Raw genomic sequence first — 14,760 nt, 5'->3', positions numbered from 1 at the left:
ATAGAACCTCATCATTGTCAGGAAAGGCACACTTTTAAAATAGACTCATAACGAACAGAAATATTTTTCCTTTGGTTAATATCGACGATGTGGATGTTAACTGGATTTAAACGATATAAAAAAGCGAGAAACCACTTACAAAGTGGTCTCGCGCTTTTTGCTTCCTAGAAGCTTTGTTCCGCTCTTCTCTCTAGTCATTTCGTCTGCCGCCTCCGAATAGGAGAACGAGTCTTAGAACTTGCAAGAAAGAGGCGACTGCAGCAGCAACATATGTTAAGGCTGCGGCACGTAGAACATGTCTGGCTTGGTCTAATTCCTCAGGAGTTAAAATTTGTTGGCTGTCTAATATGGCGATAGCGCGATTCGATGCATCAAATTCAACAGGTAGAGTAACCAATTGGAATACCAAAGTTAAAGAGAAAAATAGGATCCCAATATTGATCAGTGATTGATTTCCGCCGAAGATAAGTCCTGCTAGAATCAATGGGAATGAGATTCCTTGACCAAAGTTGGCTACAGGAACCAAAGTACTTCTTAATTTAAGAGGAAAATAACTTACCTGGTCTTGAATAGCATGACCAGTCTCATGAGCGGCTACACCGATCGCTGCTACAGAAGTTGAGTTGTAAGTAGCATCTGATAAACGCAAAATATTGTTTTGAGAATCGTAATGGTCGGTCAAGTCGCCTTGAACACGATCTAAGGCCACGTCTTGTAAACCTGCATTATCTAAAATATTTCGAGAAACTTCCCATGCAGTAAGTCCTCTGGAATTTCCTATATCTGAATATTTATTGTACGTGTTGCGCACATAACTGCTTGCAATACCGGAAATCACCAATCCGATGAGAATAAAAATCATCGTTGGGTCCCAAAAAAAGTAAAATGGCATAATATTCTCCTTTCATTCCAATCATTCTGTCTTATTATATGTTTATCTTACCATGAAAAGTATAAAAGTAAATTTAACAAAAAGAATAAAGTTCTAAATACAGACTCAATGATAGACAGTATACCAGTCATATGTGAAACTTTTGTAACGTCAATTTGAAATATTAAATTTTTTTAAAAAAAGCCGATAAGATAAACAACTAGATGTTAAAAAACTCTTTAACTCAGAAGATAAAGCTGCTGAGTTAAAGAGAGAAATTGTATCAGTTTAAACATAAAATAGAATGGAGAGAAACATTAACCCGGTTCCTAATAAAACAAACAGGTGCCATACTACATGCATGTACTTAACATTTCGTAAACTGTAAAAAATCGTTCCAATGATATAAGCGGCTCCACCAGCAACCAATAAATACAAACCGTTTGTTCCCAGGCCTTCATATAAAGGTTTAAACGTAAAGACACAGAGCAATCCCATTCCAATATAAACTAGGGTAGAAACATTTGGGAATTTTTCCACAGCCACGCTTTTGAAAATAATACCAGATAGAGCAATGATCCAAACGATACTAAACATTGTCCATCCTAAAGTTCCGCCGATGGTTACTAAGTAATAAGGGGTATACGTTCCTGCAATCAACACATAAATACTACTATGGTCAAATATTTTGAATAACCTTCTGACACGGGTAAAACTCAAACTATGATACAAGGTAGAACATAAATACAACAGAATGAGACTTGATCCATAAACAATGTAAGAGGCAAGTTCTATTGTGGAACCACTTTGAGAACCTTTCATAAGTAACAATACCAGACCAGCTATGCTCAACAAGACTCCGATTCCATGAGTAACCGCATTTAAAACCTCATTGCGAATCAAGTATTTTTTTGTAAATGTGGGCGTTTTGACCAAAGTAAATAACCTCCTTAAGAAAAATAAAACGGTGCAAGGACTACGATAACCAGTTATGAACTTAATTATAGTAAAATAGTTGTACTCGTTCAACAAATTCATTTTAACACACAGTTATAGATGTGTCACTATCTAGTTACCGAAACTAGATGAAAATAAAAAATTTTAGCAGGATATTATTTTTTGTTTCTTTGAATACGTAGTAAACTAAAGGTGCTTTAAAAATAACGAAAGAAATGGCAAAGTGAACAACAAAAATAACGAAAATACTTATTGAACAATGTCAGCACCGTTCTAAAGTATTTTCGCTTCCGGGGGTATATTCATAAGAAGTACTCTACTTTCTAAATAGTTTAAGTATTGTGACAGTATCATAAGTTTACATTGAGGCATATCTGTCTTAGGGTGCAAGACTGACCTTCGCTTTTACGAACAAACAATAATTTCTGAATGTTCATAAGGTATAAATCGTTTAATGATAAATCGTTTTTTCTTAAAATTTTTTCTAAAGGAATATCTACTTCTCCATCAGCGTTTAAAAGGAAGTCTTCCTGATCGATCACTAATTCAATTTCAGCATCGCTTTTGATTAAGACATAGGCATACTGGACATTTAGTTTATTTTTTACTGTATCCATGACCATTCACTCCTTTAGTACATAAAGGCAATTTTATTCTTCACTTTTGAACTAAGCTGTTTTTAAAAATTTAGATACTGTCATATAAGACAAGAAATAACCAATGGATCACGAAAAATACAAAAGAGGAGCAGATTAGGATAAAGGGTTCAAATACAATTCGTGAGGGTTGCAGGTTCACAAATGACAGAAACTCCTCTTTTGCATTTATTCATTTAACTGACTAGAATAGGGCTGGAAGTAATGCGTATGTTCCATAAACAACAGGAGGAGCACCAACGGTAACAAGAATACCTAATATAGTAAAGAAATTCTTTTTGACAAATTTTTTCATCAATACCACCTAGCCTTTCTTAAGATAAATTTAGTGTACTACAAAAAAACAAAAAAAGTATATATGTGTCATATAAAGGAAAGCGAGGACAAGTCTATGGAAAAAAATTATGGCCAAGTACTAAGGCGAATGCGCGAAGAAAAAGGGTACTCCTTACGACAAGTTTCCAATGGGATCTTATCGACTTCTTTTTTATCGAAGTTCGAACGCGGCGAATCGAATATTTCGCTGAGTCATTTTGTCAATGTTATTGAACGAATGAACATTTCTTTGGATGAATTTATCTTTTCTGCCAATGAGTATAAACCCAATGAATTGGATAGTTTAATGTCTGAAATTGCGTCAGCTTATCAACGCAACAACACGTCAAAATTAAAAATCATCACGAATAAAGAATATCAAAAGTGGGAAGAATATGGGCTGGACGCCTATTTGTGCAATTCCATTATGGCAGAAGCAAAAATGTTGAATTTACAAAGAAAGGAAATCGACAAGAAAAAAAGAGAGTACTTAGCAAACTATTTATTTAATGTAGAGTTGTGGGGGAATTATGAATTAGTGATTTATGCAAATGCTTTGACTATTTTCCCGCCTGAGACCGTCATTGCGCTCTCTAAGGAAGTTGTTAAAAAGACCTCTATGTATAAATTAGTGAACAAAAATTTTGTGCAAACATTAGGAATCCTGATCAATACGACAATTGTTTGTTTAGAATCAAACCTGCTTAACGATGCGTTGTATTTTATTTTAACATTGGAAAATATGCATATGGCTGAAAACTTGTTTTATGAACGCACTCTTTTGATATTCCTTAAAGGAATCTATGAAATCAAAAAAGGCAATATAGAAATTGGAGAAGAGCTTTCTCGACAAGCCATCACAACAATGTATACGATTGGTTCTGAGGATTTAGCTATTAGTCACGAAGAATATTTAGAAAGTATGCTGATTCCTCAGATTAAAGAAACGCCTAGTTAAAAATAAATACTGTTCAAATTCCACTATATGACAAAAACGATTTAGTAGGATCTAAAATAATATGGTATCATGTGGAGGAATCACGAATAAGGATCTCTATTTTGAAAAGAGAATAATTAAGGAGAACGTATTATGTTGTGGATGTGGATATTTGTAGGTATTTTACTCGTGGCTATTGCCGCACTAGTGTATTTTAACGAAGGTGGGCCGGCAACAATCGAAATCTTTGTAATGATCGGTTTATTTGTATTGTTTATGGTATTGGATTTATGGCAGATCAGTGCAGTTATTGTGCTAGTTTGGGGATATCGTCAATATTTAAAAAACAAACGAAAAAATAAATGACTTAAAAAGAGCTTAGTGAAAACTAGTACAGCTGTATTTAGAGTTGGTTTATAGGACACGAAAAAGCAGAAGAAAAGACAATTTATTCTTCTGCTTTTTATTTCGGCTTTGTTTCAACTTTTTTTAATGTGGATGAATCATTTAGGAATAAAAAAATATTTCCATTAATGGGTAGAGAAATAAAGCATGGGGTTTAAAATAAGAAAGATGTTGTCGCCTATTTAAAACGGTGCAACATCTTTTTTTAATGAAAAGATGATAAAATAATTAGGTTAAGCTCATTTTTAAAACAGCTACATAAAAAGGTTTTAAAGGTTTTAAATTAAAATAAGGCTAAAATGATGTTAGAAAACATAACATTAGATGTTATGTTCTAATTGGTTTCTAATAAAAATGTATCTATAATTTGGTTTTAAGTAAAAAAACTTTAAACCGTACAAAAATTATGGACTAAAAGTTTTTTCAAAAGGAGATGAGCAGAATTGATTCAGTTACAGAATGTAAACAAATATTTTGGTGACCACCATGTATTAAAAGACATTAATTTAGAGGTGGCAGAAGGAGAAAAAATCGTCATTATAGGACCTTCTGGGTCTGGTAAAAGTACAACTGTCAGATGCATGAATTTTCTTGAAGAACCCACATCAGGAGAAGTTTTTATTGAAGGATACCAAGTAACTGCAAGAAATAAACTAGAAGTTGTGCGGAATTCATCGGCAATGGTTTTTCAACAGTTCAACCTCTATCCGCATATGACAGTGTTAGAAAATCTGACAATTGGTCCGATAAAATTACAAAAAAAATCAAAAAAAGAAGCAGAAGAGACAGCTTATCGGTATCTAGATATCGTAGGGTTAAGAGAGAAAGCGCTGGTTTACCCTTCAACACTATCTGGTGGACAGCAACAAAGAGTCGCAATTGCCAGAGCACTTTGCTCAGAAAAAAAGATTATTTTATTCGATGAACCAACTTCTGCTTTAGATCCTGAAACGGTACAAGAAGTATTAGATGTCATGATCCAGTTATCGAACATGAATATCACGATGGTCGTGGTGACGCACGAGATGGGATTTGCTAAACAAGTCGCAGATCGTGTTATCTTTATGGATGAGGGGACTATTCTTGAAGTAGGATCGCCGGAGCATTTCTTTGAAAATCCGACTCATGAACGAACGAAAGCATTTTTAAGCAAAATTTTACGATAAAAATAGAGATTTATTTAGGGGGAAAAAGAGATGAAAAAAAGAAATTTATTTGCGACAGTAATGTTATCTAGTTTATTATTTTTAGGAGCCTGCTCGTCAGAAGAAGGTTCTGCAACGGAAGCTGCAAATGGATCTGATCAAGTAACGATTGAATCGATCAAGGAAGCTGGCGTTTTAAAAGTAGGGGTCAAAGAAGATGTTCCGAATTTTGGTTTGAAAAATACGGAAACTGGTGAAATAGAAGGATTTGAAATCGATATTGCTAAGAAAATAGCGGAAGACATCTTAGGTGATCCGGATGCTATTGAATTGACACCTGTTACGGCTAAGACACGTGGTCCATTGTTGGACAATGGAGAAGTTGACATGATCATCGCTACTTTTACGGTGACTGAAGAACGGAAAGAAACTTATAACTTTACAGATGCTTATTATGAAGATGCAGTTGGTTTGCTGGTCAAAAAAGATAAGAACTACGAAGGTTTGAAAGATATGGATGGAGCGACTATCGGTGTATCTCAAAGCTCTACTACAGCAGATGCCATCAAAGCAGAAGCTGAACCATATAATATCACATTGGACTTTTCCGAATATGCCACTTATCCGGAAATCAAAGCAGCACTAGACTCAGGCCGCGTAGATGCGTTCAGTGTGGACAGATCTATTTTGGCTGGTTACTTGGATGATTCTACGGAGGTTTTACCAGATCGTTTTGCGACTCAAGACTATGGAATCGCTACTAAGAAAACAAACACAGCATTAGCAGAGCACACAAATGAGTTAATCACTACATGGGGAGAAGATGGTACTCTTGATGGATTGGTTTCAGAGTGGGGACTGAATGAATAATGAACAGCACAAATCCATTCGCTCTTTGGAGATGGGAGGCCCTTTTTCAAAATATCGATAATCTTGGAGCTGGTTTTTTTAGGACACTTCAAGTAGCCATCTTAGCATTAATAGTATCGTTGATCGTAGGTATGTTCGTTGGGATCTTATCCACAGCCCAAAACTGGGTTCCGCGTTCCATTGCTCGAGTGTATGTGGAGATCTTTCAAAATATTCCGCTTGTGATCCAAATTTTCTTCATGTATAACGGGTTAGCCATGGCGGGTATAGTGTTGAGTGAATTTACTATAGGGGTAGTAGGTGTTGGGCTGTATCATGGGGCATATGTAGGAGAAGTAGTTCGTGCAGGTATTTTATCGATGCCTAAGGGCCAACATGAGGCAGCTTATTCTCAAGGATTTAACTACGCACAAACGATGCGTTACATTATCTTGCCGCAAATGGTGAAAAGCATTTTGCCACCATTAACGAATCAAGCGGTCAATCTCATTAAAAATACATCCGTGTTAGCGATCATTGCTGGAGCAGACTTGATGTATGCGGCTGATTCTTATGCTGCTTCTTCCTTAAATTACGGACCGGCATATGTCTTAGCCGGGTTATTGTACTTCTTACTTTGTTTCCCGTTGGCCACATTCTCAAGGAAATATGAAGAGAAGCTGAAAAAGAATGATGCCATAGTGGTGGATGTTCCGGAGGTGATGGAATGATCGAATCTATAAGAACTGTCTTTACCCAACCTAATGTCTTATTTTTATTAAATGGCTTAAAAACATCTTTACTGATTTCTTTAGCAGTCGTGATCCTTTCCATCCTATTCGGGACCCTTTTAGGGTTGGTTAGAAATTACGAAAAGAAATTTTTTGGCAAATTAGCCGGTTTTTATATTGAATTGTTTCGCAATACGCCGTTGCTTTTATGGATGCTGGGTTGTGCATTTCTGATTCCGGGAAGTACAATTTTAGTGAAAGGTTCTCTAGCTTTATTTTTGTATACAGCTGCAGTAGTAGCTGAAATTGTACGTGGAGGATTAAATTCGATACCAGAAGGCCAATTTGAAGCCGCTCATTCTCAAGGGTTTTCTTTTTTTCAATCCTTAATGTATATTATTCTGCCTCAAACGTTCAAAAAAATTATTCCTTCTTTGTTGTCACAAGTGATAACAACCATTAAGGATACTTCTTTCCTTGCTGGTTTAGGAATAATGGAATTTACTCGAAGCGGACAAGTTATTTTAGGAAAAGCCACAAAAACTTCTGAAGTCTTTTTGATTTATGGTTTTTTAGCTTTAGTGTACTTTATGATCTGTTTCTTGCTTTCTATTTTAGTAAGGAATTGGCACAATAGAAATTCTGAAAATGTGTAGCAGTTGTTCAAAAAGTTGAAGACCTTATATGAGTTAACGTTCAGTTGTTGATAAATTAAACAAGAACGAAACGATTTTTTATTCTGTTTGCCTAAAAAGCACTCTACCGTTGTATAGTAGAGTGCTTTTGGTTATTTCGCAGGATTCGTATAATCAAATTGATTGACGATTTCTGTTAAAGATTGGTTTAAAGTAATTGCAGGACGACCCATAAGTTTTTGCAGATCCTCACTTTCAACGTCTAAATCGCCATGGCGAATCGATTGTTGGATCTCTACAGAAAATTCAGCCATGATATCGGGGGTTCCATTAGCGATCAGAACTTCTTGATAAGTACGGTCATTTACATTCCGTACAATCACTCGACGCCCCAATATATTGGTTAATTCTCTAGCCATATCTGCATAACTGGAAGGCTTTCCAGAAAGTTCATAAATTTTATTTTCATGTCCTGATGAGGATAATACAGCTGCAGCAGCCTCTGCATAATCCACGCGTGGTACCCATCCAACACGGCCATCTTCAGCAGATGTCAGAACAGGACCACCTTCTAATACATTTTTAACGGTTCCAATTTCATTTTCGATGTACCAATTGTTTCGTAAAAAGGTAAACGGAATACCACTGTCTCGAATGAGTTGTTCTGTCTGGCGGTGAACTTCAGCAACTGGCAAAGTGCTTTCTTGTGGTTTTGAAATACTCGTATAGACGATCGATCCTACTCCGCATTTCTCAGCAGCATAAATCGCGTTAGAATGTTGACGAATTCGGGTTTCATCATCTCCTTGAGAAGAAATCAGCAGCAATTTATCGATTCCTGAGAAAGCTCGTTCCAAAGAAGCTGGATCTTCATAATCTGCTTGTCGAACATCCACGCCTTCTTCTTTTAGGCCGGCAGCTTTTTCTGGATCTCTGGCAGAAATCACTAAGTCTTCTACAGATGCTCTTTCCAGCAAAGCCTCCATTACTTTAACACCCAGCATACCGGTTGCTCCCGTAACTAAAATTTTCATTTCCATCCCTCCAAAAGAAATCCGATTTCTTATTTTAATTATACGCAGAATCAAGAAAAAAGAGAAATCTAAAGCCGTCAAAAAAAGCCCAATGCATCGAGCATCGAGCTTTACTATGAATTGGGAAAGATTAGTTCAATTTAACCGCTGTTCCACTGCATGTTACCATGATCATTCCGTTGTCGGCGCCTAATGTTTCATAGTCCATCTTTACACCGATAACTGCATCCGCTCCCATTTCCGTGGCACGATTTGCCATTTCATCTAGAGCATTTTCACGTGCTTGCAGGATTTCGTCTTCATATCCTTGTGAACGTCCACCGAAAAAGTTGCGCATTCCTGCACCCAAGTCTTTTAAAAAATTGATTCCAGAGATAACTTCGCCAAAAACGATTCCTTCGTATGAAGCAATCGTTCTGCCTTCCACATTACCAGTTGTTGTGATGATCATTTAAATCCCTCCAAAAAAATGTAATGGTATACAACTAATAGTATACCATTACATAACTAAAGTTGTACATTATCCATTAACGACAGAGCCGCCGTTTACATGCAAGACTTGGCCTGTCACATAACTGGAGTCCGAACTGGCCAGGTAAACATAAGTAGGTGCCAGTTCAAAAGCTTCCCCAGCTCTCTTCATAGGGACAGATGCTCCAAATTCTTCTTTATCAGTAGTTCCTGTAGTGGCCGGAATCAAAGGCGTCCAAATCGGACCAGGGGCAACAGCGTTTACCCGAATGTGTTTATCCAAAAACTCGGTATTTTGAGCCAAAGATCTCGTAAAGGAAACAATCGCTCCTTTAGTAGAAGAATAATCGAGTAGAGAAGGGTTTCCTTTGTAAGCTGTGACGGATGTACTATTGATCACTATTCCACCTTCATTAAAATGCGGCAGAACAGCTTTTGCGAAATAAAACATCGAGAAAATGTTGGTTCGGAAAGTTCGATGCAGTTGTTCTACCGAAATATCTGTAATTGACTCTTTTGTCAGTTGTTCTGCAGCATTATTTACTAAAATATCAATTCCACCATATTCAGCAACCGTTTTATCTACTACTTCTTGGACAAAATCGTCGTCGCCCACATCACCAGTAAACCACAAAACTGATCCGCTTAACTCTTCCACGCGTTGTTTTACTTCAGCTGCATCTTCATGTTCTTCAATGTCCACTAAAGCCAACTTAGCACCTTCTTGGGCAAATGCAACAGCAACTGCGGCACCGATTCCGCTGTCAGCTCCGGTAACGATCGCTACTTTGTCTTTCAGTTTTCCGGCTGCTTTGTAATCTGGATTTTCAATTAATGGTTCTGGACTCATATTTCCCGACTTATCTGGCTGTAAATAATTTTCCTTTGGAGCTTGAGTATCAAGTTTCTTTTCATCTGCCATTAAAAACACCATCCTTATCACAGTTTTAATCAATGCCAGAATAGCAGGTAAATGATTAGAATTCAAACCAAAAGACTCTGCAAGAGAGTCTTTTTACGGACTTCATAATTGGTTTATGAAAGTAAAAAAAGTATACTGAATATAGGAAACATTCGTCATTAAGGAGGATATACCGTGCCAAAAATAAAGAGAAAAGAACACAAATTGGATACCGGAAAAGATGAAGATGTTGAATTGAAAGCTGGACGATTAAGGGTTTATTTTCAAAATCGATACAATCTCATCTCTTTAATCAATGACTTTTTAGTAGGAATTATGTATATTTTCGGGAGCTTGGCTCCAATGATGGGATTTCCAAGTCAGTATGGTACTTACCTTTATCTAGCAGGAGGTATCTTTTTGATGATGCGCCCAGTACTGAAGATCCTTCACAATATTTATATTTATACAGATGTGGATTACATTGATGAAGAAGAACTAAAAGCTAGAGAAGAGGAGGAGGAGAGAAAAAAGCAAGAGACTGAAGGAGAAGACCAAGAAGATGAAGAGAAAAAACAAGAAGACCAAGAGTACAATGAAGAATATTATGGGGATGATAAGAACGAAGAGTACGAGAAACACGATGATGCGTAAATCAGCGTTATAGATAACAAATTTCTTCGTGGAAAGAAGGTCGGAACAAATGAAATGGACCAAATTTTTTAAAGGACAGGTACAAAATTTAACAGATGCAATCAGTCGCTTTCCATTATCCGTCGTATTTTTAGTCATTGCTACGAGTATTTTATCTCTTAATATACAGTCGGAAGAGTTTGATTATTATGAGCTGGTGATCGCCAGTTTTGTAGGAGCTTTAGCTGCAGCAGTAGCACAAATGGTTTTTGAACGATTTTTCTCTCACAGAGAAAAACTGCGTTGGATGATTCTTTCACCTGCGCTTTTGTTAGCTATTATTTACTATTTTACTCTGAATGTTGAAACAGATGTTTTTTCACTTGAAGTAGTGATCCGGACAACGGTCTTATCGTTTGCGCTGCTCATTGCGTTTATATGGATTCCAAGTATTCGCAATCGGTTGTCATTCAGTGATTCTTTTACCGCTACTTTCAAAGCCTTGTTTACAACTATTTTATTTTCTGTCGTTTTGACAATAGGGATCATGTCTATTTTATCGGCCATCAATGTTTTACTGTTTACAGTGGACTATCGCGTGTTTGCCCATGCTGCAAATGTAGTGGCGTCATTATTTGCACCGATTTTCTTCTTATCGGATATCCCGCATTATACTGCGACAATTGAGCAGGATGCTGTGAAAGAAGAATTGTCTCCAGAAGTTGAAACAGCCATCAGTGTTCCAAAAATAATGGAAGTATTGCTGTCTTATATCATTATTCCAATCACTATGGTTTTTACCATTATACTAGCACTGTATATTGTTCTGAATATAGGAAGAGATTTTTGGGTAGATAATTTACTGGAACCCATGCTGGTCAGTTATGCCATAGTGGTGATATTAGTGATGCTGCTGATTGGAAGGTTGGAAAACAAAATGGTGACTAGTTTCAGGCTGGTATTTCCAAAAGTCCTCTTCTTTATCGTTCTGCTCCAAACAGTAGCTTCTATTATACAAATCAATGAAAAAGGGCTGACCATTGGCCGTTACTACGTTATTCTATTTGGAGTTTTTGCGATCATCGCCAGTGTTATTTTCAGTATTTGGCCAAAACAAAAAAATGGGCTAGTAGCGATTGTACTGATTGTTTTTTCTGTCATCTCGATTGTTCCCCCAGTAGACGCTTTTACGGTCAGCAAAAATGGGCAAATGGCTTTTCTAAGATCTGTGTTGAATGATAACAACATGCTTGCGGAAAATACCATTGTCCCTAATGCAGATGTACCGGAGAATGAGCAGCGGAAAATTGTAGAAACCGTCAATGACTTAGAGAGTAACGGCTATATTGATGAAGTTGGATTTCTGCCGAAAGATTTTCAATCCTCGGTAGATTTTGAAGAAACATTTGGTTTCAACCAATATGGAGCAGCAACTGAAGTATTCAGCTACCATTATTTTGAATGGGGAAATGGTACGGTGTTAGATGTTTCCAATTATCAAACCATGTCAAAAATACAAGTAGATACCCTGTCACAAGGTACGAATGCAGAAACTGTTCAAACTATTGAGATAGAGGAAGTTGCGTATCAATTAGAGGTAACTGAAGAAGAAAATAGTGTGCTGCTCTCTTTGAAGGATGAGGAAGGAAATACATTGATCAGTACGAATGTAACAGAAATGACCAATGAATTGAATCAATCTCCTGATGCAGTTTCACAAGAGTTGACCTTAGATCAGGCACTGATTGAAAGCGGAAATGAGGGAGCTTTGATGGACATATTAGTGACCCAATTGGATTTCAATAACAATGGAGAATTTTATATGGAACTATTTGCTTTGATTCATGTCAAATAAAAGAGTGAGGAGTAGATTGTGGTGTGTGGAAGATACTCATTTGAAGCTAGTCAGAAAGAACTGATAGCACGGTATCGATTGAAAGAAGCAGATTTTAATTACGGTGCTAAAGAAGAAATTTACCCGACAACTATTTCACCCATTATTCTTCCAGACAAAAAATCAGCTTTACTGACTTGGGGATTTTCTCCGAGTTTTGCAAAAGGTCCGCTGATTAATGCAAGAGGAGAGTCTATTTTAGAGAAGCCGACATTTAGTAAAGCGTTTAGAACCAATCGTTGCTTGGTACCTGCTACGTCCTTTTTTGAATGGGAAAAGATTGGCAATCATAAAGAAAAACGCAAAATTTCTGTCAAAGACCAATCGATTTTTTCCATAGCGGCTATATGTGATCTTTTTATAGACAAAAACGGGAAAGAAGCATGGATGTATTCTATTATTACGACCGAAGCCAATGAAGCAATGAAAAAAATCCATGATCGAATGCCTGTTATCTTATTACCTGAAAATGAAGCAGATTATCTGGACTTAAACCAAGATCCTAAAACAGTTCATCAATTGTTGCGACCTTTTGAAAAAGAGTTGAGTATTGTGTGAAGCAGAATGAAAAAAAAGCTGGGTTTTCTCCAGCTTTTTTTATTTGGCTGAAAGTTCTGAATATTCTATTAGTACAACTTGAATTACTGAAGGCAAAAGTGTATCGTTGAAGTTATGATCTTGCGCTGCTTGACAATAGATAGTTTTAAGCTGGCAAGTAAGCACGAAGCGAAAATTTATAAGGAGAGAAGCAAACGTGAAAAAAACAGAAATCCGGAATCCAATTATCCGGAAATCAAAAGGAAAAGCTCAAACCGTTTTTAAAAGCATGATCAAGGATCCATTAAAGTTGGACATCCTGAATATTGCTTGGCCTGTCTTAATGGAATTAGTGTTAAGTTCTATATTTGGTATGATCGATATGATGATGCTGGGAAATATTCCAGATAACAACTATGCGGCTGCGGCTGTTTCATCTGTGGGTTTGACTAATCAGCCTTTATTTTTAGCGCTGTCTGTAGTACAAGCGTTGAATGTCGGTGGTACAGCCATGATAGCTCGTTATTATGGAGCAGGCGAAAAGAAGCGAATGGAAAATGTTTTGAAACACGTTATGTTGTTCGGTCTGTTTTTCTCGATCCCTATTTCTGTATTCGGGTTGTTGAATGCGGAAACTATTTTGACGTTCATGGGTGGAGAACCTCATGCCGTTGCTATTGGAGCAAGTTATTTTAGAGTCATTTGTATCAGCTACTTATTCCAATCGTTTAACATTAGTATTACAGGAGCCCTTCGTGGGATTGGCCAAACGCAAATTCCAATGCGCATCAATATCTTGGTAAACTTTTTAAATGTTATCGGGAACGCTATATTGATTTATGGTCTACTAGGTATACCCGCTTTAGGAGTCGTTGGAGCTGCAACTTCAACAGCTGCAGCGAATCTGATTGCCAGTACATTACTGGTACGTTTCCTGATGAAAGGGAACAGTGAACTCCCCTTTTCATTCAAACGCAAATTTACATTTGATAAACGGACTTTGAAAAATTTAGTTCGTATCGGGATGCCTTCCGCCATTGAACAGTTGATTTTGCGTGCGGGAGTTATTCTGTTCATTCAAATCGTCTCCAGTCTTGGGACTGTTATTTTTGCTGCACATCAAATTGGAATGAATATATTAAGTCTGTCATTTACTACAGGGCAAGCCTTTGGTATATCTTCATCTTCATTGGTTGGACGTTCTTTAGGCAAAAAGGATACCGATCTGGCTGCGGAATACGCTAAGAAAACGAGTGCCATGGGGGCCATTACGGGTTTGGTAGTAGGAATAGCTTTATTTATCGGTTCGGAAGTCTTTGTTGGATTTTATTCCAATGACTCAGCGATTATCGAAAATGCTTCACTGGCCTTAAAAATCATTGCTGTTGTTCAGCCGTTCCAAACACATCAATTGATCGTTGCCGGTTCTTTACGAGGTGCAGGAGATACCATGTTCCCATTAATCTCTACCTTTGTTGGAGTATTGATCGTTCGTGTACTATCCGCGTACTTTTTTGTATTTATTCTAGATCTTGGTCTGTTAGGAGCCTGGATGGGTATCGTCTTAGACCAATTCCTAAGATGGGTCTTAGTAGGTCTGCGCTTTAAATCGGGAAAATGGAAACATATAGTGATTCATTAAAAGTGTCACGTATAATTCGTTTAAGAGCAGAACATGGAGCCGCATGGATAAACTTTCGCAAAAAAGCAAATTACTTTGATCAGAAAAACCTTATTCATAGCAAATTATGCGACAAATCAGTATACTTTATTAAACGATATATTTTAC

General features: G+C 37.0%; 15 protein-coding genes and 1 pseudogene. 10 read left to right on the top strand and 6 right to left on the bottom strand.

Going from position 1 to position 14,760, the window contains the following annotated elements:
- Positions 1 to 190 precede the first annotated feature (190 nt).
- From ACEN4I_RS06480 to ACEN4I_RS06470, 3 genes are all read right to left on the bottom strand, one after another.
- A complete protein-coding gene (locus tag ACEN4I_RS06480; RefSeq protein ID WP_407102563.1) occupies positions 191 to 895 on the bottom strand; it encodes a zinc metallopeptidase in 705 nt (234 codons plus the stop codon).
- Between the two features lie 264 nt (positions 896 to 1,159).
- Positions 1,160 to 1,807: a hemolysin III family protein gene (locus ACEN4I_RS06475; RefSeq protein WP_407102546.1), complete on the bottom strand. Its 648-nt coding sequence runs from the start codon at positions 1,805 to 1,807 to the stop codon at positions 1,160 to 1,162.
- A gap of 371 nt (positions 1,808 to 2,178) precedes the next feature.
- On the bottom strand, positions 2,179 to 2,445 hold the full coding sequence (locus ACEN4I_RS06470) for a hypothetical protein (RefSeq protein ID WP_407102544.1): 267 nt from the start codon (positions 2,443 to 2,445) through the stop codon (positions 2,179 to 2,181).
- Positions 2,446 to 2,875: 430 nt separating this feature from the next.
- Here ACEN4I_RS06470 and ACEN4I_RS06465 point away from each other — a divergent pair, with 430 nt between their 5' ends.
- From ACEN4I_RS06465 to ACEN4I_RS06440, 6 genes are all read left to right on the top strand, one after another.
- Complete coding sequence (locus tag ACEN4I_RS06465) at positions 2,876 to 3,757, top strand: helix-turn-helix domain-containing protein (protein ID WP_407102542.1); 882 nt, start codon at positions 2,876 to 2,878, stop codon at positions 3,755 to 3,757.
- A 132-nt stretch (positions 3,758 to 3,889) separates the two neighbouring features.
- Positions 3,890 to 4,102 (top strand): hypothetical protein, encoded by a 213-nt coding sequence (locus ACEN4I_RS06460; RefSeq protein WP_407095800.1) that lies wholly within the window; start codon positions 3,890 to 3,892, stop codon positions 4,100 to 4,102.
- A 482-nt stretch (positions 4,103 to 4,584) separates the two neighbouring features.
- A complete protein-coding gene (locus tag ACEN4I_RS06455) occupies positions 4,585 to 5,307 on the top strand; it encodes an amino acid ABC transporter ATP-binding protein (RefSeq protein ID WP_407102540.1) in 723 nt (240 codons plus the stop codon).
- A 30-nt stretch (positions 5,308 to 5,337) separates the two neighbouring features.
- On the top strand, positions 5,338 to 6,156 hold the full coding sequence (locus tag ACEN4I_RS06450; protein ID WP_407102539.1) for a transporter substrate-binding domain-containing protein: 819 nt from the start codon (positions 5,338 to 5,340) through the stop codon (positions 6,154 to 6,156).
- A complete protein-coding gene (locus ACEN4I_RS06445) occupies positions 6,156 to 6,866 on the top strand; it encodes an amino acid ABC transporter permease (RefSeq protein ID WP_407095803.1) in 711 nt (236 codons plus the stop codon). The genes ACEN4I_RS06450 and ACEN4I_RS06445 overlap by 1 nt, the downstream gene beginning before the upstream one ends.
- Positions 6,863 to 7,522 (top strand): amino acid ABC transporter permease, encoded by a 660-nt coding sequence (locus ACEN4I_RS06440; protein ID WP_407095804.1) that lies wholly within the window; start codon positions 6,863 to 6,865, stop codon positions 7,520 to 7,522. Before ACEN4I_RS06445 ends, ACEN4I_RS06440 begins: the two co-directional genes overlap by 4 nt.
- Positions 7,523 to 7,653: 131 nt before the next feature.
- Here ACEN4I_RS06440 and ACEN4I_RS06435 read toward each other — a convergent pair whose 3' ends face one another.
- From ACEN4I_RS06435 to ACEN4I_RS06425, 3 genes are all read right to left on the bottom strand, one after another.
- Positions 7,654 to 8,535, bottom strand: a complete 882-nt coding sequence (locus tag ACEN4I_RS06435) for an SDR family oxidoreductase (protein WP_407095805.1) — start codon at positions 8,533 to 8,535, stop codon at positions 7,654 to 7,656.
- Positions 8,536 to 8,665: 130 nt separating this feature from the next.
- Positions 8,666 to 8,986: a putative heavy metal-binding protein gene (locus ACEN4I_RS06430; protein WP_407095806.1), complete on the bottom strand. Its 321-nt coding sequence runs from the start codon at positions 8,984 to 8,986 to the stop codon at positions 8,666 to 8,668.
- Positions 8,987 to 9,055: 69 nt separating this feature from the next.
- The gene (locus tag ACEN4I_RS06425) at positions 9,056 to 9,928 is read right to left on the bottom strand and encodes an SDR family oxidoreductase (RefSeq protein WP_407095807.1); all 873 of its coding nucleotides are present in this window, start codon (positions 9,926 to 9,928) and stop codon (positions 9,056 to 9,058) included.
- Positions 9,929 to 10,102: 174 nt separating this feature from the next.
- Here ACEN4I_RS06425 and ACEN4I_RS06420 point away from each other — a divergent pair.
- The 4 genes and pseudogenes from ACEN4I_RS06420 to ACEN4I_RS06405 all read left to right on the top strand — a co-directional run.
- Positions 10,103 to 10,381, top strand: a pseudogene (locus ACEN4I_RS06420) (YrhK family protein); the annotation flags it as partial.
- Between the two features lie 229 nt (positions 10,382 to 10,610).
- Positions 10,611 to 12,395, top strand: coding sequence for a DUF4153 domain-containing protein (locus ACEN4I_RS06415; RefSeq protein ID WP_407102538.1), 1,785 nt, complete (start codon positions 10,611 to 10,613; stop codon positions 12,393 to 12,395).
- Between the two features lie 18 nt (positions 12,396 to 12,413).
- The gene (locus tag ACEN4I_RS06410; protein ID WP_407102537.1) at positions 12,414 to 12,992 is read left to right on the top strand and encodes an SOS response-associated peptidase; all 579 of its coding nucleotides are present in this window, start codon (positions 12,414 to 12,416) and stop codon (positions 12,990 to 12,992) included.
- Between the two features lie 196 nt (positions 12,993 to 13,188).
- On the top strand, positions 13,189 to 14,613 hold the full coding sequence (locus ACEN4I_RS06405; RefSeq protein WP_407102535.1) for an MATE family efflux transporter: 1,425 nt from the start codon (positions 13,189 to 13,191) through the stop codon (positions 14,611 to 14,613).
- The last annotated feature ends 147 nt before the right edge of the window (positions 14,614 to 14,760 follow it).

Source organism: Desemzia sp. FAM 23990 (assembly GCF_045528485.1).
Classification (GTDB): domain Bacteria; phylum Bacillota; class Bacilli; order Lactobacillales; family Carnobacteriaceae; genus Desemzia.
Note: the sequence above shows the minus strand (reverse complement) of the source record. Positions and strands in the feature narration are given on the sequence as shown.

What these genes read in the sequence shown, in the direction of transcription:
- ACEN4I_RS06470 (WP_407102544.1), bottom strand. Translation starts at nt 2,445, where the DNA reads ATGGATACAGTAAAAAATAAACTAAATGTCCAGTATGCCTATGTCTTA.
- ACEN4I_RS06465 (WP_407102542.1), top strand. Translation starts at nt 2,876, where the DNA reads ATGGAAAAAAATTATGGCCAAGTACTAAGGCGAATGCGCGAAGAAAAA.
- ACEN4I_RS06460 (WP_407095800.1), top strand. Translation starts at nt 3,890, where the DNA reads ATGTTGTGGATGTGGATATTTGTAGGTATTTTACTCGTGGCTATTGCC.
- ACEN4I_RS06450 (WP_407102539.1), top strand. Translation starts at nt 5,338, where the DNA reads ATGAAAAAAAGAAATTTATTTGCGACAGTAATGTTATCTAGTTTATTA.
- ACEN4I_RS06445 (WP_407095803.1), top strand. Translation starts at nt 6,156, where the DNA reads ATGAACAGCACAAATCCATTCGCTCTTTGGAGATGGGAGGCCCTTTTT.
- ACEN4I_RS06440 (WP_407095804.1), top strand. Translation starts at nt 6,863, where the DNA reads ATGATCGAATCTATAAGAACTGTCTTTACCCAACCTAATGTCTTATTT.
- ACEN4I_RS06435 (WP_407095805.1), bottom strand. Translation starts at nt 8,535, where the DNA reads ATGAAAATTTTAGTTACGGGAGCAACCGGTATGCTGGGTGTTAAAGTA.
- ACEN4I_RS06430 (WP_407095806.1), bottom strand. Translation starts at nt 8,986, where the DNA reads ATGATCATCACAACAACTGGTAATGTGGAAGGCAGAACGATTGCTTCA.
- ACEN4I_RS06425 (WP_407095807.1), bottom strand. Translation starts at nt 9,928, where the DNA reads ATGGCAGATGAAAAGAAACTTGATACTCAAGCTCCAAAGGAAAATTAT.
- ACEN4I_RS06415 (WP_407102538.1), top strand. Translation starts at nt 10,611, where the DNA reads ATGAAATGGACCAAATTTTTTAAAGGACAGGTACAAAATTTAACAGAT.